This is a genomic window from Rhizobium oryzihabitans, from assembly GCF_010669145.1.
GTDB lineage: Bacteria > Pseudomonadota > Alphaproteobacteria > Rhizobiales > Rhizobiaceae > Agrobacterium > Agrobacterium oryzihabitans.
Genome location: NZ_CP048635.1, coordinates 162,268 through 185,694, shown reverse-complemented (window position 1 = coordinate 185,694; position 23,427 = coordinate 162,268). Strand labels below are relative to the sequence as shown.

Below are 23,427 nucleotides of genomic sequence, written 5' to 3'. Positions count from 1 at the left end.
CGAAAGAGAAACACCGCAGCGGCGCTTTCAGATAAAGGAAGTGGCGCACTCCACATCGCGTTAGTGTAACGGCTGTAATCCGGAGGTCCGTTGATTCTTTGAATACTTCCTCGTCCACGATCCTAACTTATACGATTAATCGCTTCTTGATTTTATACGATTGGTTGTTAGTCTCCCCTTCTTGACGGGAGGTGGATCATGGTTTTTGATTTCGGTGGACTGGAGAAGCCCAAAGCGAGGAGCGCGTCTCCCAATCCGCGGGACATTTTCCGCAGTCGACCATCCGGGAAGGCGAAAATCAAGGAGCTCTGGCAAGGCCAAGCACAAGCGCTGGACGAATGGTACAGGAATCCGAAGCAAGACACCTTGATCTCAATGTATACTGGTGCCGGAAAAACTCTGGTTGGGGTTTTGATCGCCCAGAGTTATCTTTTGCAAGGCGTCCGAAATGTACTTTACGTTTGCCCGACGATTGACTTGATCCATCAAACGGTTCGCGAAGCCAACGGTATCGGGATTATGCCGACCACTTTTTACCAGTCGAAATTTTCAGACCAGAATTTTGCCCAGTCAAAATCGTTTTGCATAACGACTTATCAGGCCCTGCTGAACACTCGGAACAAATTCCAAGGCCAGAATGCGCCGGGTGCTGTCATCTTTGATGATGCGCATGTCGGTGAGCGTTTGGTCCGAGACGCGTTTACCCTGACAATTAGGAAGGCAAAGAACGAAGTTCTCTATTCCCAAATTGCGGCGATCATCAAGGAGTGCTTCCATGATATCGGTCAGGTCTACAATTTTGAGCAGATTGTTTCGGATTTCTCCTCAGGTTCCGTAGCGCTTTGCCCACCAAACGGAGTGCACAACCGCAGCCACGAGTTCCAAGCCGCGTTGGAACCGCACATCGACAGCGATATCGGCCTTCAGTTGCCGTTCGATTATCTGCGTGGACATTTGCAGTACTGCGCGATTACCATCAGCAAATTCATAATCGAGATCACACCTCCTTTTATTCCCGCACTCCATGTCCGCGCCCTTGAAGACAAGAGTGTGCCCAAGGTCTTCCTTTCGGCCACGGTCCAGTCCAAGGGCGATATCGTCCGTGCGTTTGGTCGATCCCCAAGGGTGATTGAACCGGACGTTGACGCCGGCCTCGGTGAGCGGCTCATGTTGTTTAGCTCGTCTCTGAACAAATTCTGTGACGACGTGAAGGGTCTCCAAGCCCTAAGCAAAAAAGTGAAGGTTCTGATCGCTACCCCGACGGAGAAGGCGGCAGATAAATGGGACGACTTTGCCTCCCCGCCCAAGAGCGCCGATACATTCACGCAAAGGCTGAACGAGTTCCGTGCGGGGACGACAGGGGCCTTCATGTTGCTGGGTAGATATGACGGCATTGATTTGCCCGACGATGACTGCCGTGTCATGGCGGTTGATGGAGTGCCAGTTGGTTCGGCGCAGCTGGAAAGATACCTGTTCGATCGTATTAAGTTAGATCAGACATTCTTCCCTCGGGTCGCCAATCGTTTCACTCAGCTCTTTGGCCGTATCAATCGCGGAAAGAACGACTACGGCATCTACTTCATCTATTCCAGCGATGCCGAGAACTGGCTGCGAAACGTTGCTAACCAAGCGTATTTTCCGAAAGTCCTTCAGGAACAGATACGTCTTTCTGAGGAGTTCTGCGATCAGCTGAAAGACATGACGCCCGAGAAAATCGAGTCAATCGTGACCCAAATCATCGAGCGCGACCAAGGCTGGCTTGGGTATTATCAGGCGCAGATCGGTCAGAACCCGATCGACGAGAAGCGCATCAGCGATCGTGAGGACTACACAAAATTTGATGATGAGCTAGCGAAGCGCGAAGCGAATTTCATTCTCATGCTCTGGCAGGGGGATCACAGTGGAGCGCTCAGGCAGTTCGAGGAAATTATCGATGAAGTGCGGATGAAGAATCCGCGCCTCGCTGGTTGGTATGCAATCTGGCTCGGCGCGGCCAACGCCATTCTCAGTCGGTCCGACGCTATGTTCGATTGGTTTGACGAGGCGAGAAACAGGCTGGGCGGCAAACTTCCACTGCCCCGTCAGGAACAGGAGGAAGTCGGCCTGCTTCCGGCCTGTAAAACCGTAATCGAGGAGGGGCTACGCGAGTTCTGCGCGCTTACCGTGCCCGAAGCTAGTCGCAAGCTGATGAAACTGATGAAAGCAACTGAATCTGCGTACGGTGATCAGTCGCACAAAAAGGCGGAGGAAGCGGTTAGAGTCATTGGGGCGGCGTTGGGCTTCGAGTCTAGGCGGCCTGATACAGATGAGCACGACGGTCCGGACAACGTTTGGATCGATCATAATACCAAGGTAGCGATCCCCATCGAGTTGAAGACGGACAAGCTCGGCAGCAATGCGATTAACTCTGAAGAAGTCGGGCAAGTCTACCAACATCTCGAGTGGGCGAGGTCACGCTATCCGGACTACAATGTTCCCGGCATACTCGTATACACGGAGAGCAAGTCGGTGACAGCGAGCAGTAATCCATCCAATGACATGTTCTTCGCCGATCAAAAGGCGTTGAAGGCGCTACAGGCTTCCTTCATCGCCGGCGTGACGACACTCTCGAAGCTGTCGCCGTTGGAGAAATATGGGAAAGCGTCCGAAATTGGCAGTGAACCGGCGTGGCAACCTCTGGCAATTTTCGAGCGGCTGAAAGCCGGGTGCCTCAAGGGGGATTGAATCGGGGCCGATCGATTGATCGGATGCTGCGCGCGGCTCCCCCACGACGGATCAACGACCACGGCCTCAAATTCGGAGACTTTATCCAGCTCGTACAAAACTAGCTTGCTCCGCTCGCCAGTGTCGCCCGGACCATCCGACTTCATCGGGCGACGGGCGATTGACCTCACGTCGCCCGCGACTTGTTGTGAAATCACCGGCGTAGTCTCCGTGGAGAAACTCTTGGTGCTCTTCCGTAGAAACAAGATTGCAGAACAGGCAAAGGCGAGCAAGTTCGGCGCAGAGCATTGATCGCGTTTCGGCAAGGCGTCTTCAATTTTACGGCTTAGCGAGTGCCGGGCATCACATCTTCAATACAATCTAGGAGTGACGATAAGGATCAAGTAATTCACGCTTGATTTGTATAGGTCCGGCATGAGACACCACGAAATACCCTAATATTACGAGAGTCCTCTATGTCCGACGCGAGTCAATCAAAAGCGCAGGATTTCAGCCAGCTGGTAAGGTCAAAGATCGAGGAGATCAGGCCAAGACTACTTGATCTTTCTGCGAAGAACCCTTTGGTATCTTTGAGTTTCGGTTCTCGTTCCGCAGGGTATGTCCGCGTTGTCAACGAGCTTCCCGACAGGCTATTTTATTCGCTATTGAATGACGTTTCGCTTGATTTTCGCGCGCTGCCACCGCTTGAGGATGGCCCGCCCGACGAACAGGGTGCCTCCTTCCTTGAGGAGTTTGCAATCGGGCTGGTGACAGACCCCATATATCTTGAGCAGCATTCGAAATTGAACGCGGATGCTGTCGATTATCCAGACCTAGCGCGAACATTGGAGCGGGAGCTAAAAGACCGCATCCGTGAAAAACTCGGGATGCCGAAACGGATCACGCGAAAAGATGAACCTCTCACCCAGCATGCCCGTAATCACGGCATTGATCCTGGGTTTGACCTGCCTGAACCTAGCGAAAACATAGACTCGAAACATAACGATGACCTCATCCAGACGCTGCTTCTCGGGCCAGATTTAGAGCGCAAGCTTAACGGACTGATGGCCAAGGGAAAAACTTGGCAGCAAGAGACGGGCTTAAACCTGCTTCGTGGCGCGTTTGGTTTCCTGGAGTGGAAGGACCCCAAGCGCGGCGATAACCGCGTTTATTACTCTCCCTTGGTGCTGTTGCCTACGTCAATGTCGCGCCAGAAAACTTCTGCAGGACCGGTATTCACTGTCGAAGGTGCCGGAGAAGAAGCAGAGACAAATTTGGTACTGCGCGAAAAGCTCCGCCGTGAATTCGATATCGAGCTACCTGTTTTCGGCGGCGGGTCTCTTGAGGCCTATTTTGAGGAGGTTTCCGCTGTCGAGCAGACAAAGGTTTCTTGGCGTGTCCGTCGTTGGATCGTGTTCGGTGTGTTTCCCGCAGCACGCATGGCCATGTACGAAGACCTTGATACAGCTATATCGGATTTCTCCGAAAACAGCGTAATCGAAAACCTCCTTGTTGGCTCTGAGGTTGGACAAGCCGGGGCGATTGCGAACGAGTACGAAGTCGACGCTCCAGATGTCGAGGCGCACGTCCCTCATCTAGTGAAAAAGGCGGATGCTTCACAGTTTAGCGTCCTCGTTGATCTCGTGAAAGGCAAGAACATCGCTGTCGAGGGCCCGCCTGGGACAGGGAAGTCCGATACGATCGTCAACTCGATTGCCGCGGCGTTGGCGAAGGGCAAGAAGGTACTTTTCGTTGCCGAAAAATCCGCGGCCCTGAAAGTCGTCCATTCTCGTCTCGAAGAAGTTGGGTTAGGGGAGTTCGTTTTGCCGCTTCTTGCGGGAAAGGGGAGCCGAGAGGAGTTCATGGACTCGCTTCGAGCGCGACTTGATGCGGTGGAACCATCGCCCCGGTATATGCAACAAGAACGAGAACGGTTTGCTGCAGCTAGAGACCGCTTGGCGCGCTACGTCAGCATCCTTTCAGAAGAGTGGAACGGTAGCGGCAAATCAGTCCATGCTGTTTTGGGCGCTGCGATCGCGACACAAGATGCCCTGTCGAGCCTAACGCCAACGGCCGTATTGGAACATCGGTTGCCCAAGACCGATCTCAAGGAACACGAGATCAACAACTTGGTTGAGGCGGTACGAAGATTGGCAGAGATATCCTCCACGGATGCCGCCAAGCGTCCGTATTGGCGCGGCACCACATCCCTCGACACCAGCCCATTCAAGATGAACGCTATTATTGCCCGCACCGAGAAGGCGGCGTCGTCCTATAAGCGGTTTGATGAGGCCCTTTCGACCCTGCGCAAGCGGACAGGCATTTCGACCCTTACGCTTAGCGATGTTACTCAGCTAGCTTCATGGATAAATCGTCTCGTCGAATGGAATCCGCAGTCTTTGTCGGACGACGATATCACAATTGCGGTCGCGGCTCCCGCGTCAGCGATTTCGCAATTCCTTGACCGATGTGCGAGCGCTCAAGAGAAGGTGGCAAAGCTCAGTGAAGTTGTCACCGATCCTTTGATGCCAGACCTTTCTGATTCACTCACCCGTATCGCCGATATCTGTGAGGCGAACGGGATCGTAAGATTGGATGCATCTGATCGGATACTGCAAATCGAATTTCACTCGAATGCCAAAATCGAGGCAGAACGGCTTAGCGCCGATGTATCGGCTTTTGTACGCCGTGTACCCGGTGCAGCAGAATGGACTGTCCGAGACGTGCGCAACGCGCGTAGAATATGGTCGGAAACCAGTGAGCGAGTTGTCGCACAGCGCCGTGCGAGCTTGATCGACGCGGCTTCGATCGAAACCCTCAGGGGGCTTTTAGAAAGGGCAGAGGCTCTTCGCCAGCGGCACGCGGAGTTAAGTGGCGCAGTCACTGTTAAAACTCGTCTGAAGGCGTCCGACGTTGAAGGCCCACTTGTTGTGATCAGACAATCGGGAGCATTCAGCTTTCTGTCGGGAGCTTTCAAACAGGCGAAGGCGTTTTACCTGTCAATTTCCAAAAGAGGCACTTTCGACAAAACTACGGCAATCGACGATCTCCAGCGATTACAAACGTTCCTCGAGGATGAGGAAGCGTTCAACGAGAGGGCTATCCGAAGCGGAGTTTTTGGCCCCAGCTTCGAAGGTCGAGAAACAGATTTCCAGACCTTCGAAGAGTTGGCCCGCCTCTATGCCGAGATTGATAAGACACTTCCTGGTTTCGAACATCGCGAGATCAGGTCTTTCCTAAAGACGGCAGAGGCCGATCTGGTTGAGAGCATGCCTGCCGTTGGGGATTTGCCTCCCGAAATGAAGTTTGGAGCGGTCGAGGATTTCGGCAAGGAGTCGTCGACGGTTCTGGCTCAACTACGTGAGGTCCACGAGGAGCTCTCGAGACTGGAAGTCCAACTTCTGCCATCTGGTCGGGAATTTGGACCGTCCGCGATACGGTCGCTAGCCGCTGATTTAGACCGGTTGCAGACAGCTCTTCTCCAATTGGATTCATTTCCCCAAGCTGCCCAACTCAGAGGACGCTTCGTGGGCTGGAGAACCGATTTTCAGGCAACGAGACCGCTTATTGAACTCGCTTCCCTGTTCGAAGAGGCAGGCAAGTCCGGCGAAATCCTCCGCCGGAGTCTTCAGGACAAGGACTACTCTCTGCTGGGTGAGGAGACCAGTGCAGCGGTCGCTACTGGTGCGGAAGCTAATGCCGCGCTCACCGATGCATCGCGGGAGGCAGTCTGCGATCTGCGAGCCAACGCCAACGATCTGCACGCATCTGCAATGGGCACATTCCTTTCGGCGGCTGCTACCGATGCAGAGGGACTAGAGACAGCGATCCTGATTTCGAAGGCTATGACGGACGTGGCTCGCTTCGGAATGATGGAGACTGTTGATTTGCTTCAAACGCAAGTCGCCGGCTGGGACAAGCTGCCTCGAATGGTGGAAGCGCTGGTTCGTCGGGCGGCGGCCGAACGCGTGTATGACAAATACGGATCAGAGTTGGCTGGTTACTCCGGCAAGCAGCTCGAGGACATCCGAGCCGAATTCAAGCATGCCGACGACAATGTCAGGAAACTCTCACGTAAAGCCCTCCGGTCGGAACTCATCGCAGGGGCAAGGCCAGCAAGCGGAAATTCACGCGGTCGTGTTGCTGACTATTCCGAAATGGGGCTTCTCGAGCACTTGGCAAACCAAAGGCGAATTCGCGTTCCATTGCGCGACATCACGCGTCGTGCCGGCCGCGCACTACTTGAACTCAAGCCTTGCTGGATCATGTCACCACTTGCCGTCGCCCAGTTCATTCCAAAGGGATCAATCCACTTCGACATATGCGTGATCGACGAAGCATCCCAGATGCCTCCCGAGGATGCTGTTGGTGCTTTGTATCGCGCCCATCAAGCGATGATCGTAGGTGACACGAAGCAGTTGCCGCCTACGAATTTTTTCCAAAAGATTTACGCGGGCGACGATGAGGACGACGACAAGCCCGACGCTGTTACCCAGGAATCTGTGCTGGAAATGGCGAACGGTGCATTCCGACCACGTAGGATGCTTCGTTGGCACTACCGGTCCCGCCACTCTGCATTGATCAGATTTTCAAATAGGATGATGTACGACGACGACTTGGTCGTTTTCCCATCATCGAACGAGGATGATCCGTCTATGGGCGTCTTCTCTACATTCACGTCGGGCATCTACAAGGCCGGCTTGAATCCTGTCGAAGGCGAGGCGGTGGTAGAAGCGGCACTGGATTTCATGAAAACCGATCCGCATCGATCGCTCGGTGTCGTAGCAATGAATAAGTCGCAATCGGACTTCATTAACGAGCGTCTTCAATATGCAATCGCTAGAGACAAAAGGGCGACCGAGTACGTCGAGCGCTGGAGTGCGGAGAGAGGTGGGCTCGAGGAGTTCTTCGTAAAGAACCTCGAAAACGTCCAGGGCGACGAGCGCGATGTGATTTTCATATCGACGGTCTACGGCCCACCTGCACGTGGTGAACGCGTCCGCCAAGCGTTCGGTCCGCTGAACGGCGCAACTGGTAAACGGCGTCTGAATGTTCTCTTCAGCCGCGCTAAAGAGCAAATTCGGACGTTTACGTCCATGACAAGCGACGACCTTCTTGCGGAGGAGGGAGGCAATGAAGGGGCGCTCATGCTCAAGCGTTGGCTCCAATACAGTGCTGGAGGTCTCCTTGAAGCTTCGTCCGGCACTCACGGTGCATTCGATTCACCGCTTGAGCAGTACATCGCCCAGCAGATCGAAACCATGGGATGCACTGTCGTTCCCCAAGTAGGCGTCGTTGGCTATTCGATTGATCTGGGTATCAGACATACGGAATGGCCAAACGGCTTCATCATGGGGGTCGAGTGCGATGGGGCAACATACCATTCCTCAAAGTCGGCGCGTGACCGTGACCGTCATCGACAGGAAGTTCTGGAAAACCTGGGTTGGAAAATTCACCGGGTTTGGAGCACGGACTGGTTCGACAATCCGCGTAGGGAGGCCGAACGACTTCGAACGGCGATCTCCGCCCGTTTGTCGGAGTTGAAGGATCGGGCCACCCGGCCGCTGCCTCAAAAGCCAATCGTGATTGAAAAGTCCGAACCGAAGGTTCCGTCGCCCAAGACGCGCCCGATTGGTGAAGATGATGGGCAGACCACCCTTGCACTGCGGGCGCACCCTACGCCCGCGCCAGGGACGAGTAGTGCTGCGGCCAAAACAATAACGGCCAGATTGGGGGACACCGTTCGTTTGCGCTATCTGGACAAAAATCAGGAAACCTATCAGTTCAAGATCGTCAAAGAACCGAGCCAACCCGAACGCGGAATTGTGAATCAGTCAGCCCCGTTGGCGAAGAGCGTCATCGATACGGGAGAAGGGGAGGAGATCGAAATCCTTCTCGGCAGCTTGATACGGAGGGCGGTCGTTGAAAAGATTTCCCGATAGGTCTCGACTTTACGCTAACGCTAATATGACCACTTATCGATTTTTAGGCGGGCCTCCAAGCACTTAGGACACCGAGAGATGTCCATGTGCATGCGGAGTTAAATTGATGAGAGGAGAGAAAATTGGCGGAGAATGCGTTTTGGGACAGTTTGTCCACTCTCCATTTCTCTAACGAGGCAGAGGTAGAAACGCGTTTGGTATTGCCATTACTCAACGCCCTCGGCTACCAAAATTCCGACATCCGGCCGAAGCCTCCCGTTGAAATCCGTGTTGGCAGCAAGAAGCAAAAGGGCAGGACGCCCGAGGCTGATTTCGTCGTGTACACTGGAAAGCCGCATAACCGTAACACGGCGGCTATCGTCGTCGAGGCAAAGCGTCCTAGAATCCCACTGCATGACGGTGTCGCCCAGGCGGAATCCTATGCCCAGCATCTGCGCGCACCTCTTATTCTGGTGACGAACGGAGTGGTCATGCAAATTTGGCAGCTCCAGCCCACGTTGGACAATGACTTGGTGTTCCATGCAGATGTCTGTGACCTGGCGTCAAGGCGATCCGATCTGGAGGCGATCGCAGGCGTCGAGGCCGTTCGCATTATTTGTGCCAACCTTGCGCATAAGCGTGTTGCTACGATTACTGAGGATTTTTCAGCTTTCGAAGAACGGGAGTTGGATAGGCTGTCGGCGCTGGGCCCGTGGATGCAACGCACCTTGCATGACCCTCAGGCCGATCAACCCGTCAGTTCACAAAGCCTCGTTGAGGGGTATAAGAGGGGTGTTATCATATTAGGGCCGTCCGGCTATGGAAAATCCATGCTCGCGGCTTCGTTGTGTGTGCAGGCGATTGAGCTGCGACGACGCGGGACACGACAGCATCTTGTAATCGAAGTCTTTATCCCGGACGTCGCTGTAGACGAAACGGGGATTGAAAAATTCCTGCACGAGCGGATTTCCCGCCAAGTTCCGCAGATAACGGAACTCGTTCTCCGAGATCGGATCAAAAGAGATGGTATCACGGTTGTTGCGGACGGTTTCGAACGTTTAGAGCCTCGGTTGCGCGAGAAGTGGATTTCCAGCCTGCGAAGTTTTTGCCGTGATTATCCGCACGCTCAGGTTTTCGTGATGTCCCGCGCGACTGGTCGGGAGCTCGCCACTCTTGGCCTGCCAATACTACGTCTCGATGGCTACAGCGAGAGCGACCTACAGAGGTTGATGAAGCTGCGAAACGTAAGTAGGCCCAGTCTCTTGGGCCGATCACCGGCAATGTCGGGTCACCTTGAAGGGCTATGTAAGGAGCCGCTGATAGCAGACCTCGTCGTGTCTTACATTAGAGAGCACAATCGCTATCCAACACATGTACGCCCACTTTACGAAGACTGGGTAAGCAGATTGCTGATTGACTTCGGTGAGATCGAGAAATTGAAGTACCGAGCCTCGCTCACGGCGCTCGCAAAGGCTACGCGCGTCGCGCCACTGACCTTCGAAGAGGCTGCGGCTGTCGTCTCTGGCGATGGCAATGCCACGGTTACGTTAGAGCGATTGACGGACGCCAATGCCATAAGCATCACGGAGAGTAGAATCGAACTGACCCACGAGGCGCTTGCTGATTATCTCAGGGCGTTGGCGTTCATTCATGACGCGGGTAGTGACATCAAGTCTCGCGTCGAGGAACTGGACCTAGAGGAGACTTCGCAGTTCCCACGTCTTCTTCTGGCTGCGGCCGAGACATTGGAGCAGAGCCAAACCATATGGGATGCGATAGCACGGGCTAATCTCCAGACGGCGATTGACTGCCTCCATCTCACGCCTGGAACCGGCGTGGCCACCGGTCAGGACTCGCGTGGACCAAAATCCGAAGCGTATGAGTTCCTCAAAGTGGTTTTAAACGCTCTCGATACCGTGGTCGAGGCGCACCTGGAACCGATGACGACCTCGATAAGGTTCGCTTTGATCGGTACGGATGTCGATGAGATGGGAATAATCGGTGATCTCAGCCAAGACCACGCCTTCTATGCCTTTCGCGCCCTGAAGCCGGGGATGCCAAGGATCGAGGTCAAGTCTCGGACAGACGCGCACCGCAGGTTCGGCATAAATCTCAAAGCGTTCGGTCTGGGTTATGACGCAGGCCGCATAATTGGAATTAAGGCGGTTGGTTCGGCGCTCTCAAACGCGATCAAGGCGCGGCGCATTCGGGGCGGTATGGTATGGACCGAGGAGCTCGTTATGAGTCGGATCAACCACTTGGAGCGCGAATACAAGATCGTCATGCCCGACGGATACGCGCTAAAGCCAATCAGAAAAGCGCTTAGCGCATTTGAAGACCGCGTCATCTTACCGCCTTCCAACCGCCGCGGCCAAACTTTTAGAATGTGCGACCTAATCGCACATGTGGACTTTCTACTAAATTCCGGCGTCACGAATTTGCAGCAGTGGTGGTGCGATCCCCTGAGGCTCGATTTGAAACAACCTAATGATCAGCGGAAGCTCGCGAAATCACTCGACGCGCTTCATAGCAGACGGCAAATTGCGTATGCGGAGATTGTTGAAAACTCGTTTCCTGCCTTAGCACCGCTACTGGGGAATTTCCGAGAACTTCCTGTTCGAAGAAACATTGAGGTCGAAGTCATCAAGGATGCGACCCACCCTGAAATCTCTCTCAATTATTGGGACGAGCCAATGGAGCTTTTTTCAGAAGCCGGTGCAGTGGTGTCCTTTCCGCTCACTCCATCGGACGACTGGCGTTCTTGGGAATTTATTGAAGAGCTGCATCTAAGAAACCTCGGACGAATCGCCCAGTTCTCAGGCGACCGATCTCACTTTGCGACCAAAACGGGGGCCGCGATTCTCCGCAACCTAGTAGTGGGTCGTTGGGACGGAGACGGGCTCCCTGATGAGACGGGTGTCGTTCGAGATGTTGTAAACTGGCTGGCAAAAGATGTACGTCAGCTTTTTGAAGAAGTCCCAGGGTCATTAGATTCTACGAATTAGGGCGAGAGCTTGCAGTGGCCGTAAAAAAATCATCGAGTCCGACGAGCTAGCCGGGGTTTTACTTATTTGGAGAGGACACGTGGACGAACTCAAAAAAGCAGCGTCGCGATTTCGCGAACTTATCGTGGGGACACCGAAGAACAGCCTCCCAATCTCGTTACAGGATTTTCCGAATGGTTCATGCGGAGATGCGACCCTTCTTTTAGGTCAATATCTTGCTGAGCAAGGGTATGGTGAGTTTCGATACTATCTTGGATGGCGCGGCGGAAAATCCCACGCCTGGCTCCAGTCCGGATCGGTGATCGTTGATATTACCGCGGATCAATTCGAGGATTTCGACGATCCAGTCGTCGTCTCGGACCGATCACCGTGGCACGATTGTTTCGCTGGGACCGGCCAGCATATCGCGCGTATAGATGTTTTCGGGGAACAGGCAAAAGCAGTGCTTGGTAGCGCATATATAGCCATCTTGAATTCGCCCAAATGATGCTGCCAAAAACGTAAAAGGATTTTTTTGCCGATGCGAAGGTCCAATCACAGTAAAATCGGAAGCTGATGCATAAGCGATTTGAGGCGTGGTGCGAATCCTCATCTAAATGGACTATCGAAGCAGGTTCGACCCCCAAATGAAGAAGGGAGGCCATCAGACCTCCCTCTCCAAATTCTCGCTACCCGCTTCATAGCGTCCCGATATTCTCCCCTTACGGGTTTGACCTCGGTTAACGGTGCTCGCGCGGCCCTGCAGGGTTTTAGGCCCTGCTTCATATTTAACGACCCTGAGGTTGATACAGGGTCGCGGATTGCTCCGATTGCCACTGATCATACTCAAGTCAGTAGAAGGGGTCAAGTGCTACCGAGCTCCGCTGAGAAGACACATCGCTGAAACTGATGCGCCTAGTTGGTTCTGGACTACTTGCCTCAGAGACAGGATCGAAGACCCTGTTGCGAAAAGATCGTCTACCAGTAGTACATGCCTGTCCGCAAGCGGGGGCGCTTCGCCCTCAAGTATAAAGGAATGGAAGAGATGGCGAATGGAAATATCTACCTCTTTTGCCTGCCATTCTCGATTTTGGTCTGTCCTCTCCAACGTGCTGAGTTGCGACGTGAATGTCACCTTCAGACCAGACCTGACACGAGGCGGATTTGCTTTTACCTCCGCAAGAACCTCACCAACTTTCATTTTCCTCAGGAACGTTGGATCAATAATCGGTTTCTCAAGTGTATGCGCAACTAATGCTGCGAACTTTCCGCATAGGGGTGAGGACGAAGGGACCGGCATGCAGTAGTCGATTTCCGCGAAGTCTTCCGATGCAGAGGAGATGATTTGTACTGCTCTTTTCATCAACTGCTTCTCCCAAAATGGGGTGATTGAAAAGCCGCGCATGCCCTTTAAGGCAAAAATCAACGGATTGCCATCGTCTCGCCGACTACCGTTGTGGTTCCGACGGAATACGTGAACGAGGGGAATACCTTTTAAATGACCTCTGCTAGGATTTCCATCTAGTGAAGTATCAACGCCGTTTTCGTGTCGGTGATTGATGCTCACCTGGTTCGTTTTGCTTACTTCAATTCCCATGTCATCATTTTCAGCTTAGGTCTGTCGCAACCGAGAGGGAGGGCGGCTAAATTACCATCGGGTAACGTTCTATGGACACTTCATATCGCAGCTGTCTTACCTATTTATAATTGAGAAAGCTCAATTTTAGCGTGAACAACTGTGCGACCATCATCCAAAATCTCATACGGGCGCTACTTCCTTTACCCGCCACAAGGCTTCCTCGAGAAAAGGTCCAATCTGCGCGCGATCGTAGAAAGCACAACCACCCTCCGCAGTTGAGATGGCCGGCGGCACCGCATTGCCTCTAAGCAGACTGCGGACCTGCCGTTGGCTTAGCCCAGTCGCTTTGATGAGCTGGTTCACGGTGACATAGCGTTCTCGGAATTCAGCCAACTCTGCTCGCGACGTCACTCGATAGACGACAGCTCCATTGTCTGAGCGCACCTCGTCAAAGCCAATCAATCGATTGTTCTGAAGAGCCAAAAGACTTCTTTGGGAAATTTCCAGAATCCCCAAAGCTACCGCGTTATCGACGTGGCTGCCGGAAAATCTGGCGTTCTTTAGTTCGGACGGATGGACCATAACGTCATCGAGGAGCGATGGTCGTCCACTAAGTGCGACACGTTTCAGTTCACCTCTGACGATTTTTACGATTAGATCGATCCGATTAATTCCCATTCGCTCGGACACTTCTTTGATCGACTGCATCTCGGGCTCAAGCGCAGTGGTGGCTACCTTCTGGATGGTTTCGTGAAGTTCTTTCACTTCGACCTCCGAGATCAAGCGGGTATTGCGTCTCCCTCGATGACCGATTTGATCGAAGTCCAAACGACGCAATACGCCGGCGGCAGTGAGTTGGCTCACCAACATGGGCTTGCATCTGAGAATAGTTGCCGCCTCGCGAAATTGGATCGTGCCACCGGACATCCGTTCAAATAATGCCAGGGCGCTGACGGGGATTGCCTTCGTGTTGATGTTGGTATCGGTCAGCCGACGCCGAACGACGGGTGGGGACAACCCGGTCACAGCAGCAATATGCGCGACCGTCGTCCATTTTTCCTCCTGTGTACGCGCAAACTTTTTCACTGAGGCCGTAAGGGGATATCTTTCTGCCACATGAGCCTGGAACAGTTCGCAGATTTGTTGATAGCTCTCTTTGTGTTGGCTTTGCCGGATATGGGTATAGAAGCGACCGTAACGAAGAAACGTGCCCGCTGCCGCACCTTCTGAAATGCGGTCGAGAGCTTTGTGAAATTGGTCCACGCCTCCAGCCAGGACTTCATACCCAACGTCGGTGGCATCGCCGACAGCGTCTTGCGTCAGCAGTTCAAGGGTCTGGTCTCTGCCGTGAACTAATGCCACTCCCAGGACGCGGCTGATGTTGAGAACTACCGCGGTCTCAAGCTGGTCGATTAGCGGCCCATGAGAAACGTTGCTATAAAATCGGTCACCGATAAACAAATCGACAGGGCCGGCCGGCCGATCGGAAAGTCCAGAAGACAGCCTCTGAATTTCCTCCTGTTCGACATCGAGTTCCACGCAGAAGTCGAACGAAGGACTGGTTTTACGTCCGGGAAGTTCGACAAGTTCACAGTGGTGGACATGACAGATGCGATACGGCTTCAAGAGCCAAAGTGCCCGCCGATAGCGACGCGTTCCAGGAATACGATCGTCGCACAGCTCGTCGGCCTCAAAGCATTTCGGGCAGAAACGAAGCGTATTCCTGATCAGCAAAGCCTGTTCAAATGTCTGCCCGAATAGCGTCGTGGACCGATAGGTCGTAACCCCGGTCGCGTGGTGTGAGAGCTGCTCGCTTGGTAGTCCGGCAAAGGAAGACAGCATTTCGATGGCGTCGGGCTTGCCGTGGTTCAGACCATGGAAGGACATCCCATACGCTTTGCAGAAGTACCCTAGAGGGCCCATGCGATTGGCTTTCGCCAAACGGGAAACAAAACCCGGTAGGACCTCATCTTCGAAAAGTGGAACTTGCAACATCGTTTACGTCATCTCCTGATTTAACTCTGTGTCGGGTCCGCCGCTTTCAATTCGGTCCATTCACTTGGGCCGTCGTCAGCCTTCCATTTTCATCGACCTCTCGAACGATGTTGAACCAGTCTTCCGAAGTGAAGACATTGGTACTGTCATCGCAATTGCTCAGCCGTCGATATCCCTCCGCGAAGTGATCATGGTTGATGACTTTGTGCTGGAAGGTCTTGTCGTCGAAGATGGCGCTTTGAATTGAGAGCTTCATCAATTGCACGACCATTCCGAACCGCTGCAGTCCGCCATGCATGAGACGCATGATGAACTTCCTTGTAGGCTTGAACGACACGTTGAAGCCTACTGTGGAACACAGTTCATTCAAAACCGAGGCTACGAAGGTGATTTCATTTTCCGTGAGCAACTCCATCTCGACGACACGTGTTCTGCGGGATGTCTGCTGATGAGGATCGGCCTCGATGACACCCATCATGTCGTCGACGCCGCTCAGGATCAGCCAAACTGGCCAAGTGTCGGACTGCATGATGGCTTTGACTTGGTTCGCAGGATGCTCCTTGGACTTGCTCGTCGTGGCGTGAAGAACGTGCTGGAACTCGTCAAAGAAGACGATCTTGTACTCTTTGACCATCAGGGCATCACGCAGCTTGTCCCAAATTGCGGTTTCATTTCTGAGTGCGCCACCTGGGTAGCCTGCGGCCTTGAGAGCGAGTTCGCCGAGTGACTTCATTGAACAACCGGCAGGCGTTTTTACCCAAAGGCAAGCCTGCTTTTTGTTGCCGTACTGGTCGACATAAGGTTGGAGGCCGGGATGGGTTTTGAGCCGGTGACGGATCATTGTGCTCTTCCCGCTGCCGGATTTACCCGGCACGGCAATCGCATATCCTTCTGGCATATTGCCCGCCGCGATCTCGGAGATCATGATGCTGAACTCGAGACTGAATTTGTCGTCCATTTTGGTCGCAACGTAGAAATTCTCGAGCTTGGCAAGAAGCTCTGAGCGCTTGAGTTGCACCGGGTCCATCGTTGAACGAAGGAACTCAAGCATCGAATTGGGGCCTGTGAACTCATGAGGTTACTCCTTCGTTTCGATACGCAGACTGACGAAATCAACAGCCAATTCGTCATCATCGTCTTCGGCGGCTTTGGCAGATCGGGCTGCCGTCCTGGTTTTGGTCTTGCGGGGCACTTCCAAGGCATTGCGCTCTTCGTTTGGCTCCTCCAACGCGTCACGGTCGAAGGTTCCTGTTGGGTTCAGGGGATCATCGTCTGAGACGTTTGCGACGAGTTCGACCGTGCCGTTCGAAACGCGGCGCTGGTTCGGATCGGCAAAGTCAACGTAGAGGTGCTTGGACCACTGCCAGTTCATCATGTTCTCCCGCTCGAACTTCTTGATTGTCTTATCGGTAACAAGCGGGCCACCGATTGCGTGAGCCAGGCGCGTTTGTTCAGCCACCTTTTCAACGGCCGCAAGCGCGTCGGAAACGATTTGACGTGCACGTTCCTTGCCAGGGGCGCGTGTGCCGAATTTTCTGCGCAGGTAGAGAACGGTTTCCATCCATTCTGGTACAGACACGTTATTGAAGCCTTCAAAGGTGGCGTACGCGTCGTACCAATTGCCATCACGAGGGTCCTTGAACGAAATCACCGACATGTCCTGATCGTTCATGTGAACCTCCACTTCACAGTTGAGTTTGTGCATCGCGAGGTCGTCGAGCTCTGTCGATGCGTAGATGTTTCCAAGGATCGTGATGCCACGTCGACCAATCGTCCTGACAAGACGGACGCCGAAGATGTCGCGGTACTGCTCGTCGGTAGGTGGCGGTGAAACACCGCGTTCTTGCTGCGAACCTCGATACCAACGGTCGAGCGGGGTTTCACCGCTGAGGGACCGGTGCGGTGTATTGTGGTAGCAAACCACGATCAACTGCACGAGCAGTTCGCAGAGCATCTCGCGAGTAATGTGAGCGTGCTTTTCCGGCTTGTATTGCCCCTTCAGCAGGATATTCCCGAAGGTCTGGCCAGAGAAGAAGTGCATGTACCGGGTCGACAACGAGTTGAAGAACCGTTCGATGCGGCCGCGCAGATGGGGATGTTTGCTCGGAGGGATAGCATGCTTACCCGTGAGGGCCTGCACTACGATCGGGAACTCATCGTTGGCAAAGCCGGCACCACCGTCTGTGTGGACTCGATCGGGGGTACCGCATTGAGGCCATTCAATCACTTCCTGCGAAAGGGCAGTGGTGTACGTCTTGTGGCGAACGGCCATGGCGAGGGTGGCGATCGCCTCGGCGGCGCATGGAGCGCCGGCAAGAACCCGCATACCAAGGACTGAGCGCGAATAGGCATCGAGAGCGATGCAAATCCATACGCGCTTGATTTCCGCCACACGCTCTTGGATATCGGGGTCGAGCAATTCCCAGAAACCGAAGAGCTGACAAATGACCATCAGATCAATGAACTGTTCGTCCATTTCAACGATTTGCAGGGGATAGCGCGGCTGCAGGCCCTTTCGGCTGATCGCGTGCTCGCGCGTTGTTCGATGATGATCCTTGTCTCGCGCCAATTTCACGACGAACTCGTCCATCGCATGTACCATCCGACGGAAAGTACCATACGAGCACAGTGCGCCAGGGTTCTCGCCTCGCCGAACACGATCATTATAATCGCGTTCGAGCTTCGAATAGGCAGCCAACATGTTAGGTTCGTTTTCGTCCAGGAAGGCGTTGATGTATGTGCCGAAGTACTTCAGCTCTTCCGGGGTAAAGCTACTGCCGAAAGACGCGCGACCTTTGTGTTTCCACTCAAGGCTGTGATCCAAGCGATTGCCCGTCTGAAAGTCCTTTACCCAGCGACGGAATTGGCGGGGGGACACGATCCCGCGCTTTTTGTTGCCGCGCTTTTTACGGGCGTCATCAGCCTTTTCAAGGAGTGCCGCGTTTTCAATTCGAAACTTGCGGAGGAACTTTTTGATGTCGTCGTCCGACTTGGTTAGCGTTCCCTCATCGAGTTCTTCTAGGAATTGCCGCACGGCGACTGTTTTAAGGGCGACGTCCTCTCGCAACTTGTCGAGCGATCGTTTAGAGGCACGCTTGATGGCGCTCTCTTTGGAGAAGTAATCCTTCTCGACGACCAGGTTCTTCGCCCAGATATGGTCGTAGATGTCCCGCCACGAGAGGACGAGAATGTTGTGTGGGCGATCATCGTCGGACTTGATGACAACGCCGTCGTCCAGGCGCTCGTCGAAACGATACTGGCGGCCAAAGAATTCGATACGATCATCGGACCCGATATTGGTATAGGTAACCTTTTTAGGATCGGCCTTTTTCGTGTTCATTCAGATGCCCTTTACGAGAGATACACGGGAGAGGCGCGTCATCATCATTTCGTCAGCGTGCGGATGGTCGTGATGGAGGTTTCCGGCGTCGATAAGCGCCCATACGGCGGTCCAGCCCTCGGCGAAAGTGACCGCCGGATAGAGCTCGGAGAACAGATCGAAAAGCATTGCCGATCCTCCCATCACACGAAGCTTTTGGAGTAGCTGTTGGTTTGTGGCTTCGTTCTGAAGCTTGCGTGCCCTAAGGCGCTCGTCGGCACGCAGGACCGCAGGCTTATTGATATGTCGGTCGGTGTAGAGATGGATGCGATGCGCGAATTTGCCGACGCATTGCTTCGTCAACAATTCATGGGTGATCGTCAGATCACGCAGATTATCCTCCGCACGGACGAGATAGAGCGACCGACAATTGTTATCGAAGTCCGCACAGATGTCGGCATAGTGGTGGCGCAATTTTCCCTGATGCACGAAAGGCAAAGGTCCGAACTGCGTGCGGACATTGACAACCCGCGGGTTGCAAGCGAGCAGCGTCAGCAGGCCAGCTTCGAGCTGGCTTTCGAGTCGATAGCTGGTGCCGCTATCACGAAAAGGCATTGTGATGCGGTTGCTGATAATGCTCATTCGTTCTTCGACAGGGATGGTGTCAGGCTTGTTTTTTAGTGAGATGTCGCGGCCGCCTTCGACGATGACCGGATATGAGCGTCCTTCAAGGCCACTGCGCCCGTTTCCGTTGCTGCTCGGCTGCGCGAAACTGGTCGTGCGTTCATAGGGGACCGCGAGGAAATCGCGTCCCTTACGACGCTCGTGAAGAATCTGGATAGCGAGCGGAATTTCGACTTCCATGCTCTGCCTTTCCCCCATGCGGGATCGCTCCGTCAGCCTTTCGGCTGCAGAATTGAACACGCCATCTGCCCGTGTTGCGGACGGATGACAGGTCTGGCTGCGGATGCGGCTACAGACGTATAAGGAGGCGCGAGAGGATCGTGACGCCGACGCGGTAGGCGTGCGTCAAGGAAAAGCGAGACCAGTCATTCCCGTTACTGGAATATGAGATCACGCTGAGAGTGGTCGGATTGTTCGGGGCAGTAGTATTGGACATCCCGGTTACCTTTTGACCTCATTGCGATCGTCTCGCTGGCCAAGGCATCCTATTGGGGGCCTAGCTCACGGAGACGCGAAACATACCTTGTTCAATATTCGCATGGGTGGTCTCCAAGGTTGGGCCCGGGCGGTGTGCGACGGGTGCCTGAACTCGGAGGTATGTTCCCATGCGAAGGTTGCTGGCTAGTTAACGCGCAGGCGGCGCTGTTCCTCCGACGAAGAAGGGAGAGCCAAGAGCGATTACCGCAACGAGGTGTTCGGTCATAGGTTGGATGTCCAGGGGTGTCGTAAGCATGGCATTTTCTTTCCAAACACTCTTGTGCTCGGGATGGCAGCTGACAATAGCGATAGGATGAACGGGCGTAGAGCGTGTGTCATGGAAAGGAATTATTTGATGGCACCGGGCATGGGGCATCTCCGTGAGCGACTCGGGGAACAAAACTCTCTCCCGGATTAACCCACCCCGGGGAGCATGCTTGCACGGGGTGACACCGTACTCCGATGCGGGGACCGTTGTCGTCCTGGGCCGCGCGCTCTCTCTGGCAAATCCCGTGTTATCCGGCGGACCATGCAACTGTTAGGTCGCCGCATCGGATTTGCTGCTGTGCATTTAACGATCTTTGCGAGCCCGTCAACTGGATTCGATCGAAAAGAGAAATAAATCTAAGTTATTGTTATTGCATAAAAATTATAAAATTTTAGCTGTTGGGAGAAACTGGCTTATGTTTCCGGAGGTTAGCAGGAAGGTAGGGCGCGATGCCCATATTCCGGTCTCCCTTGATTTGGGGAAATTGATGCGGCAGTTGACAGACGGATTTTTGTTCTATATTTGTTCCATTCATGGAAACCTTTACCCATCTCATACGAATAGGTTGATCTCCGCCGGCCGTGATGACCGTCACGGCGACGATCAACTTTGTTTTGTTGAGGTATAAGAATGGGTATCGCCGAGCGCGCGAAATCACTTCGCACAAACCGCAATTCCGCATCTATCCGTACGTTCTCTCCGACCGCCACGATCAAATGCGACGGCATGACGATCTTCCGCTCTCAATCTGCTCGAGATGCGGCTTGCCTATTCGACGTCAATCCATCGATCGCCTCTTGGCACTGCATGCCGCTCTCACTGGATTACGGTGGAGGTGTCCATGTCCCCGACTTTGGTGTGACCGATTGCGACGGTGGGCGTTTGTTGATCGATGCGTCGGACAGAGTGATGCCTGTAGACTCGACGGTGATCGAGGGATGCGCAGCCCATCACGGAGCTAGGTATCGGCGATTGGTTGTCGCGGAGGTTTACGATGGACCACGGCTCCAGAATGCCAAGGACCTACTTATGTATGGCAACCACGCTTTAGCGCTCGGCGACCGGCTCCGGCTGCTCTCCGTCCTAAAGGATCATGGCGATCTCACCATTGCCGAATGCTTGACGGTTTTTACCGAAACCAAACCCATCGCAGGTCTGGCACAGTTGATCTTGCGCGGTTTTGTCGATGTGGACTTGGATACTGAATTACTCGGACCGGAGACGATGGTGCGACGAATACGGACCTGAGCGTCCCGTCGTCGTCTAGTTTGTTCCCGTTTTCCGAGGTATCCATGCAGCCGTACAGCGATAACCTGTTTGCCAACCGCGACCCGTTTCATAGCGCAAAATACGAGCTTACGCTGGCCACACAGCTAGCGATCGTTTCAATGTCTAGGCCAATCAAGCGGCTTCTAAAAAGGCGGTCACCATTCGTAGCAGCTTTCGTCATGCCGCCGAACGCAGACGCTCATGCGTATAAAATGGCGGCCAAATGGCTGCTCGAAGGCACAGTGCCGGTCGACGGTGAACATGGCAATAACTACGTTTTATTCGTCGACGAAGAAAAAGAGCTCACTGAAGATTTTGCGAGCTTCCGGAAGCTCCGAGAAATCAGGCGGGCAATCATTCTTCTTCGAGACGAAGCACTCCTTTCAGACGAAGTCCGCATTGCCGCCGACATTATCGTTTCTTTACCCGGACCATCTGCCAATGATTATCGTATTGTGGCGAACCGGATGGGGGGCTCGATCACGAACGCTGACTCCGAGTTTTTGGCAAAACAATCGGTGAAGCGGGTAGAACTCACTTGGAGGCGTGGCCGATCCATGGCGGTCAGCGTCGAGCGTCTCAGGCGATACCCGGGAGCCCAACAAAAGACGCGGTCTGTGGGCTACTCGTCATCTGGGCCGACACTGCATGAGTTGGCCGGATATGGAGGGGCCAGAGACTGGGGAATTTCACTCGCCGAAGACCTGAAGGCTTGGAAAGAGGGGGTACTTTCCTGGGCTGATGTCGATTGTGGTATTCTCCTTTCCGGTCCCCCGGATCGGGCAAAACGTCATATGCCGCGGCATTAGCAAGGACGTGCAATGTTCCATTGATCCTCGGCTCAGCAGCGAGGTGGCAGGCACGAGGCCACCTTGGAGATATGCTCAAAGCAATGCGGAGAGCGTTCACCGACGCCGAAGCACAGTCCCCGGCGATCCTGCTGATCGACGAGTTCGATAGTTTCGCCAATCGTGACGATAGAACTGGAAGTAGCGACAACTACCATCGCCAGGTGATCAACGCGCTCTTGGAGTTGTTGGACGGTGCGCATGCGCATGAGGGCGTCGTTGTCATTGGAGCAACAAACTACCCAGGTATCATTGACCCGGCGCTTCTTAGGGCAGGGCGATTGGAACGCCACTTTTCGATCCCGCTTCCCGATGCTTCAGCTCGCCACGACATCTTTCGTTTCTATCTCCGAGAAACCCTTAGAGGCGAAACTCTGGATGGCATCGTGAAGGGAAGCGAGGGATGGTCAGGTGCAGACATTGAACGGTGCGTCCGAGAGGCACGTCGAACTGCAAGAAGAGCAATGCGACCAATTTCGCTTGATGATCTACTGGCCGCTATGCCGCAGTGTCTCCCGGTGCCGGTGGCAGTGCAACGCTGTGTGGCCGCCCATGAGTTAGGCCATGCAATCCTCGGAGTGTTGCTTGAGACAGAACCTTTGGTGTCCGTTTCGATTGCAAGGACCATCCAATATGGAAGGTCACTTCAAACAATGGGGCATACCGAGTTCGAAGAACGGCCTTTCAATAGAAGAACCGTACATTATTTTCGAGACAAGATCGCCACATTGCTCGGCGGAGTAGCTGCCGAGGAGCTGCTGTTCAGTGCTTTCGAGAATGGTGCCGGTGGCGATGTTACAGCGGACCTAAATCGTGCGACCGATATCGCTACTATGGTGGAAATCACTTGGGGTCTGGGGCAAACGCTCACCGTGGAGCCTGGCAATAGCCCGCGAGAATTGGCGGCGTATCGCAGTCGTCGTAAGGGGCTTGCCAAGTCTGTCGAGGGGACATTGCAGACGGAATTCGTGCGGGCGAAATCTTTGCTCGAAGAACACAGAAACGTTCTTCTTGACCTTCATGCCCAGCTTTTACGGGAGGGAACTCTATCGGCCGACGTCATTAAGGCGGCCGTGCGATCGCACCGGGAGGCCGGATCACGTGGCGAGCGCAATTACACTCCCGGGTGAGATATAATGTTCGGAAAGATGAATGGGCTCCCCTGAATGGCGCATGCCGGTCCTTTTGAAACCCGAGGAATACGACCTGAGTCCATGGCGATATTCAGGACGGAGCTTGTTTCGACGTTCCATCATCCTGGTACGGTGAGACAGGGGTATCGAGGGAAGGGCGCTGGAGCTACTCGCCCTCCAAGAGCTCAATGTCTGGGCCGGCCTGCTCGAGCTAGCCGGTGATGTTGTTCCGGCAAGCGAACGTGAG

Annotated in this window: 12 protein-coding genes; 7 read left to right on the top strand and 5 right to left on the bottom strand. The window is 54.0% G+C overall.

The features are described 5' to 3' along the window. Nucleotides 1–198 precede the first annotated feature (198 nt). From G3A56_RS17680 to G3A56_RS17665, 4 genes are all read left to right on the top strand, one after another. A complete protein-coding gene (locus tag G3A56_RS17680) occupies nucleotides 199–2,724 on the top strand; it encodes a DEAD/DEAH box helicase family protein (protein WP_082185837.1) in 2,526 nt (841 codons plus the stop codon). Between the two features lie 455 nt (nucleotides 2,725–3,179). Further along, nucleotides 3,180–8,645: a DUF4011 domain-containing protein gene (locus tag G3A56_RS17675; RefSeq protein WP_082185838.1), complete on the top strand. Its 5,466-nt coding sequence runs from the start codon at nucleotides 3,180–3,182 to the stop codon at nucleotides 8,643–8,645. 122 nt (nucleotides 8,646–8,767) lie between these two features. Continuing rightward, nucleotides 8,768–11,629, top strand: coding sequence for a type I restriction enzyme HsdR N-terminal domain-containing protein (locus tag G3A56_RS17670; protein WP_164056760.1), 2,862 nt, complete (start codon nucleotides 8,768–8,770; stop codon nucleotides 11,627–11,629). A gap of 79 nt (nucleotides 11,630–11,708) precedes the next feature. Then, a complete protein-coding gene (locus G3A56_RS17665; protein WP_082185840.1) occupies nucleotides 11,709–12,116 on the top strand; it encodes a hypothetical protein in 408 nt (135 codons plus the stop codon). A gap of 363 nt (nucleotides 12,117–12,479) precedes the next feature. Here the strand turns inward: G3A56_RS17665 and G3A56_RS17660 are convergent, their stop codons facing one another. The 5 genes from G3A56_RS17660 to G3A56_RS17640 form a co-directional block, all read right to left on the bottom strand. Further along, nucleotides 12,480–13,205 (bottom strand): phosphoribosyltransferase, encoded by a 726-nt coding sequence (locus tag G3A56_RS17660; protein ID WP_082185841.1) that lies wholly within the window; start codon nucleotides 13,203–13,205, stop codon nucleotides 12,480–12,482. 162 nt (nucleotides 13,206–13,367) lie between these two features. Continuing rightward, nucleotides 13,368–15,182 carry a TniQ family protein gene (locus G3A56_RS17655; RefSeq protein ID WP_082185842.1) on the bottom strand — a complete coding sequence of 605 codons (1,815 nt, stop codon included), beginning with the start codon at nucleotides 15,180–15,182 and terminating at the stop codon, nucleotides 13,368–13,370. Between the two features lie 46 nt (nucleotides 15,183–15,228). Further along, nucleotides 15,229–16,233, bottom strand: coding sequence for a TniB family NTP-binding protein (locus tag G3A56_RS17650; protein WP_164056759.1), 1,005 nt, complete (start codon nucleotides 16,231–16,233; stop codon nucleotides 15,229–15,231). A 27-nt stretch (nucleotides 16,234–16,260) separates the two neighbouring features. Then, nucleotides 16,261–18,522, bottom strand: a complete 2,262-nt coding sequence (locus G3A56_RS17645; RefSeq protein WP_082185844.1) for a DDE-type integrase/transposase/recombinase — start codon at nucleotides 18,520–18,522, stop codon at nucleotides 16,261–16,263. Further along, nucleotides 18,523–19,365 (bottom strand): hypothetical protein, encoded by an 843-nt coding sequence (locus tag G3A56_RS17640; protein ID WP_082185845.1) that lies wholly within the window; start codon nucleotides 19,363–19,365, stop codon nucleotides 18,523–18,525. It abuts the gene before it with no gap. Between the two features lie 1,195 nt (nucleotides 19,366–20,560). On the opposite strand from G3A56_RS17640, the gene G3A56_RS17635 reads away from it, so the two are divergent. The 3 genes from G3A56_RS17635 to G3A56_RS29005 are packed head-to-tail and all read left to right on the top strand — an operon-like array spanning nucleotide 20,561 to nucleotide 23,177. Next, on the top strand, nucleotides 20,561–21,178 hold the full coding sequence (locus G3A56_RS17635) for a hypothetical protein (protein WP_025595807.1): 618 nt from the start codon (nucleotides 20,561–20,563) through the stop codon (nucleotides 21,176–21,178). 44 nt (nucleotides 21,179–21,222) lie between these two features. Beyond that, on the top strand, nucleotides 21,223–22,008 hold the full coding sequence (locus G3A56_RS29010; protein WP_246231384.1) for a hypothetical protein: 786 nt from the start codon (nucleotides 21,223–21,225) through the stop codon (nucleotides 22,006–22,008). After that, the gene (locus G3A56_RS29005) at nucleotides 21,948–23,177 is read left to right on the top strand and encodes an AAA family ATPase (RefSeq protein WP_343044292.1); all 1,230 of its coding nucleotides are present in this window, start codon (nucleotides 21,948–21,950) and stop codon (nucleotides 23,175–23,177) included. The genes G3A56_RS29010 and G3A56_RS29005 overlap by 61 nt, the downstream gene beginning before the upstream one ends. Nucleotides 23,178–23,427 lie beyond the last annotated feature (250 nt).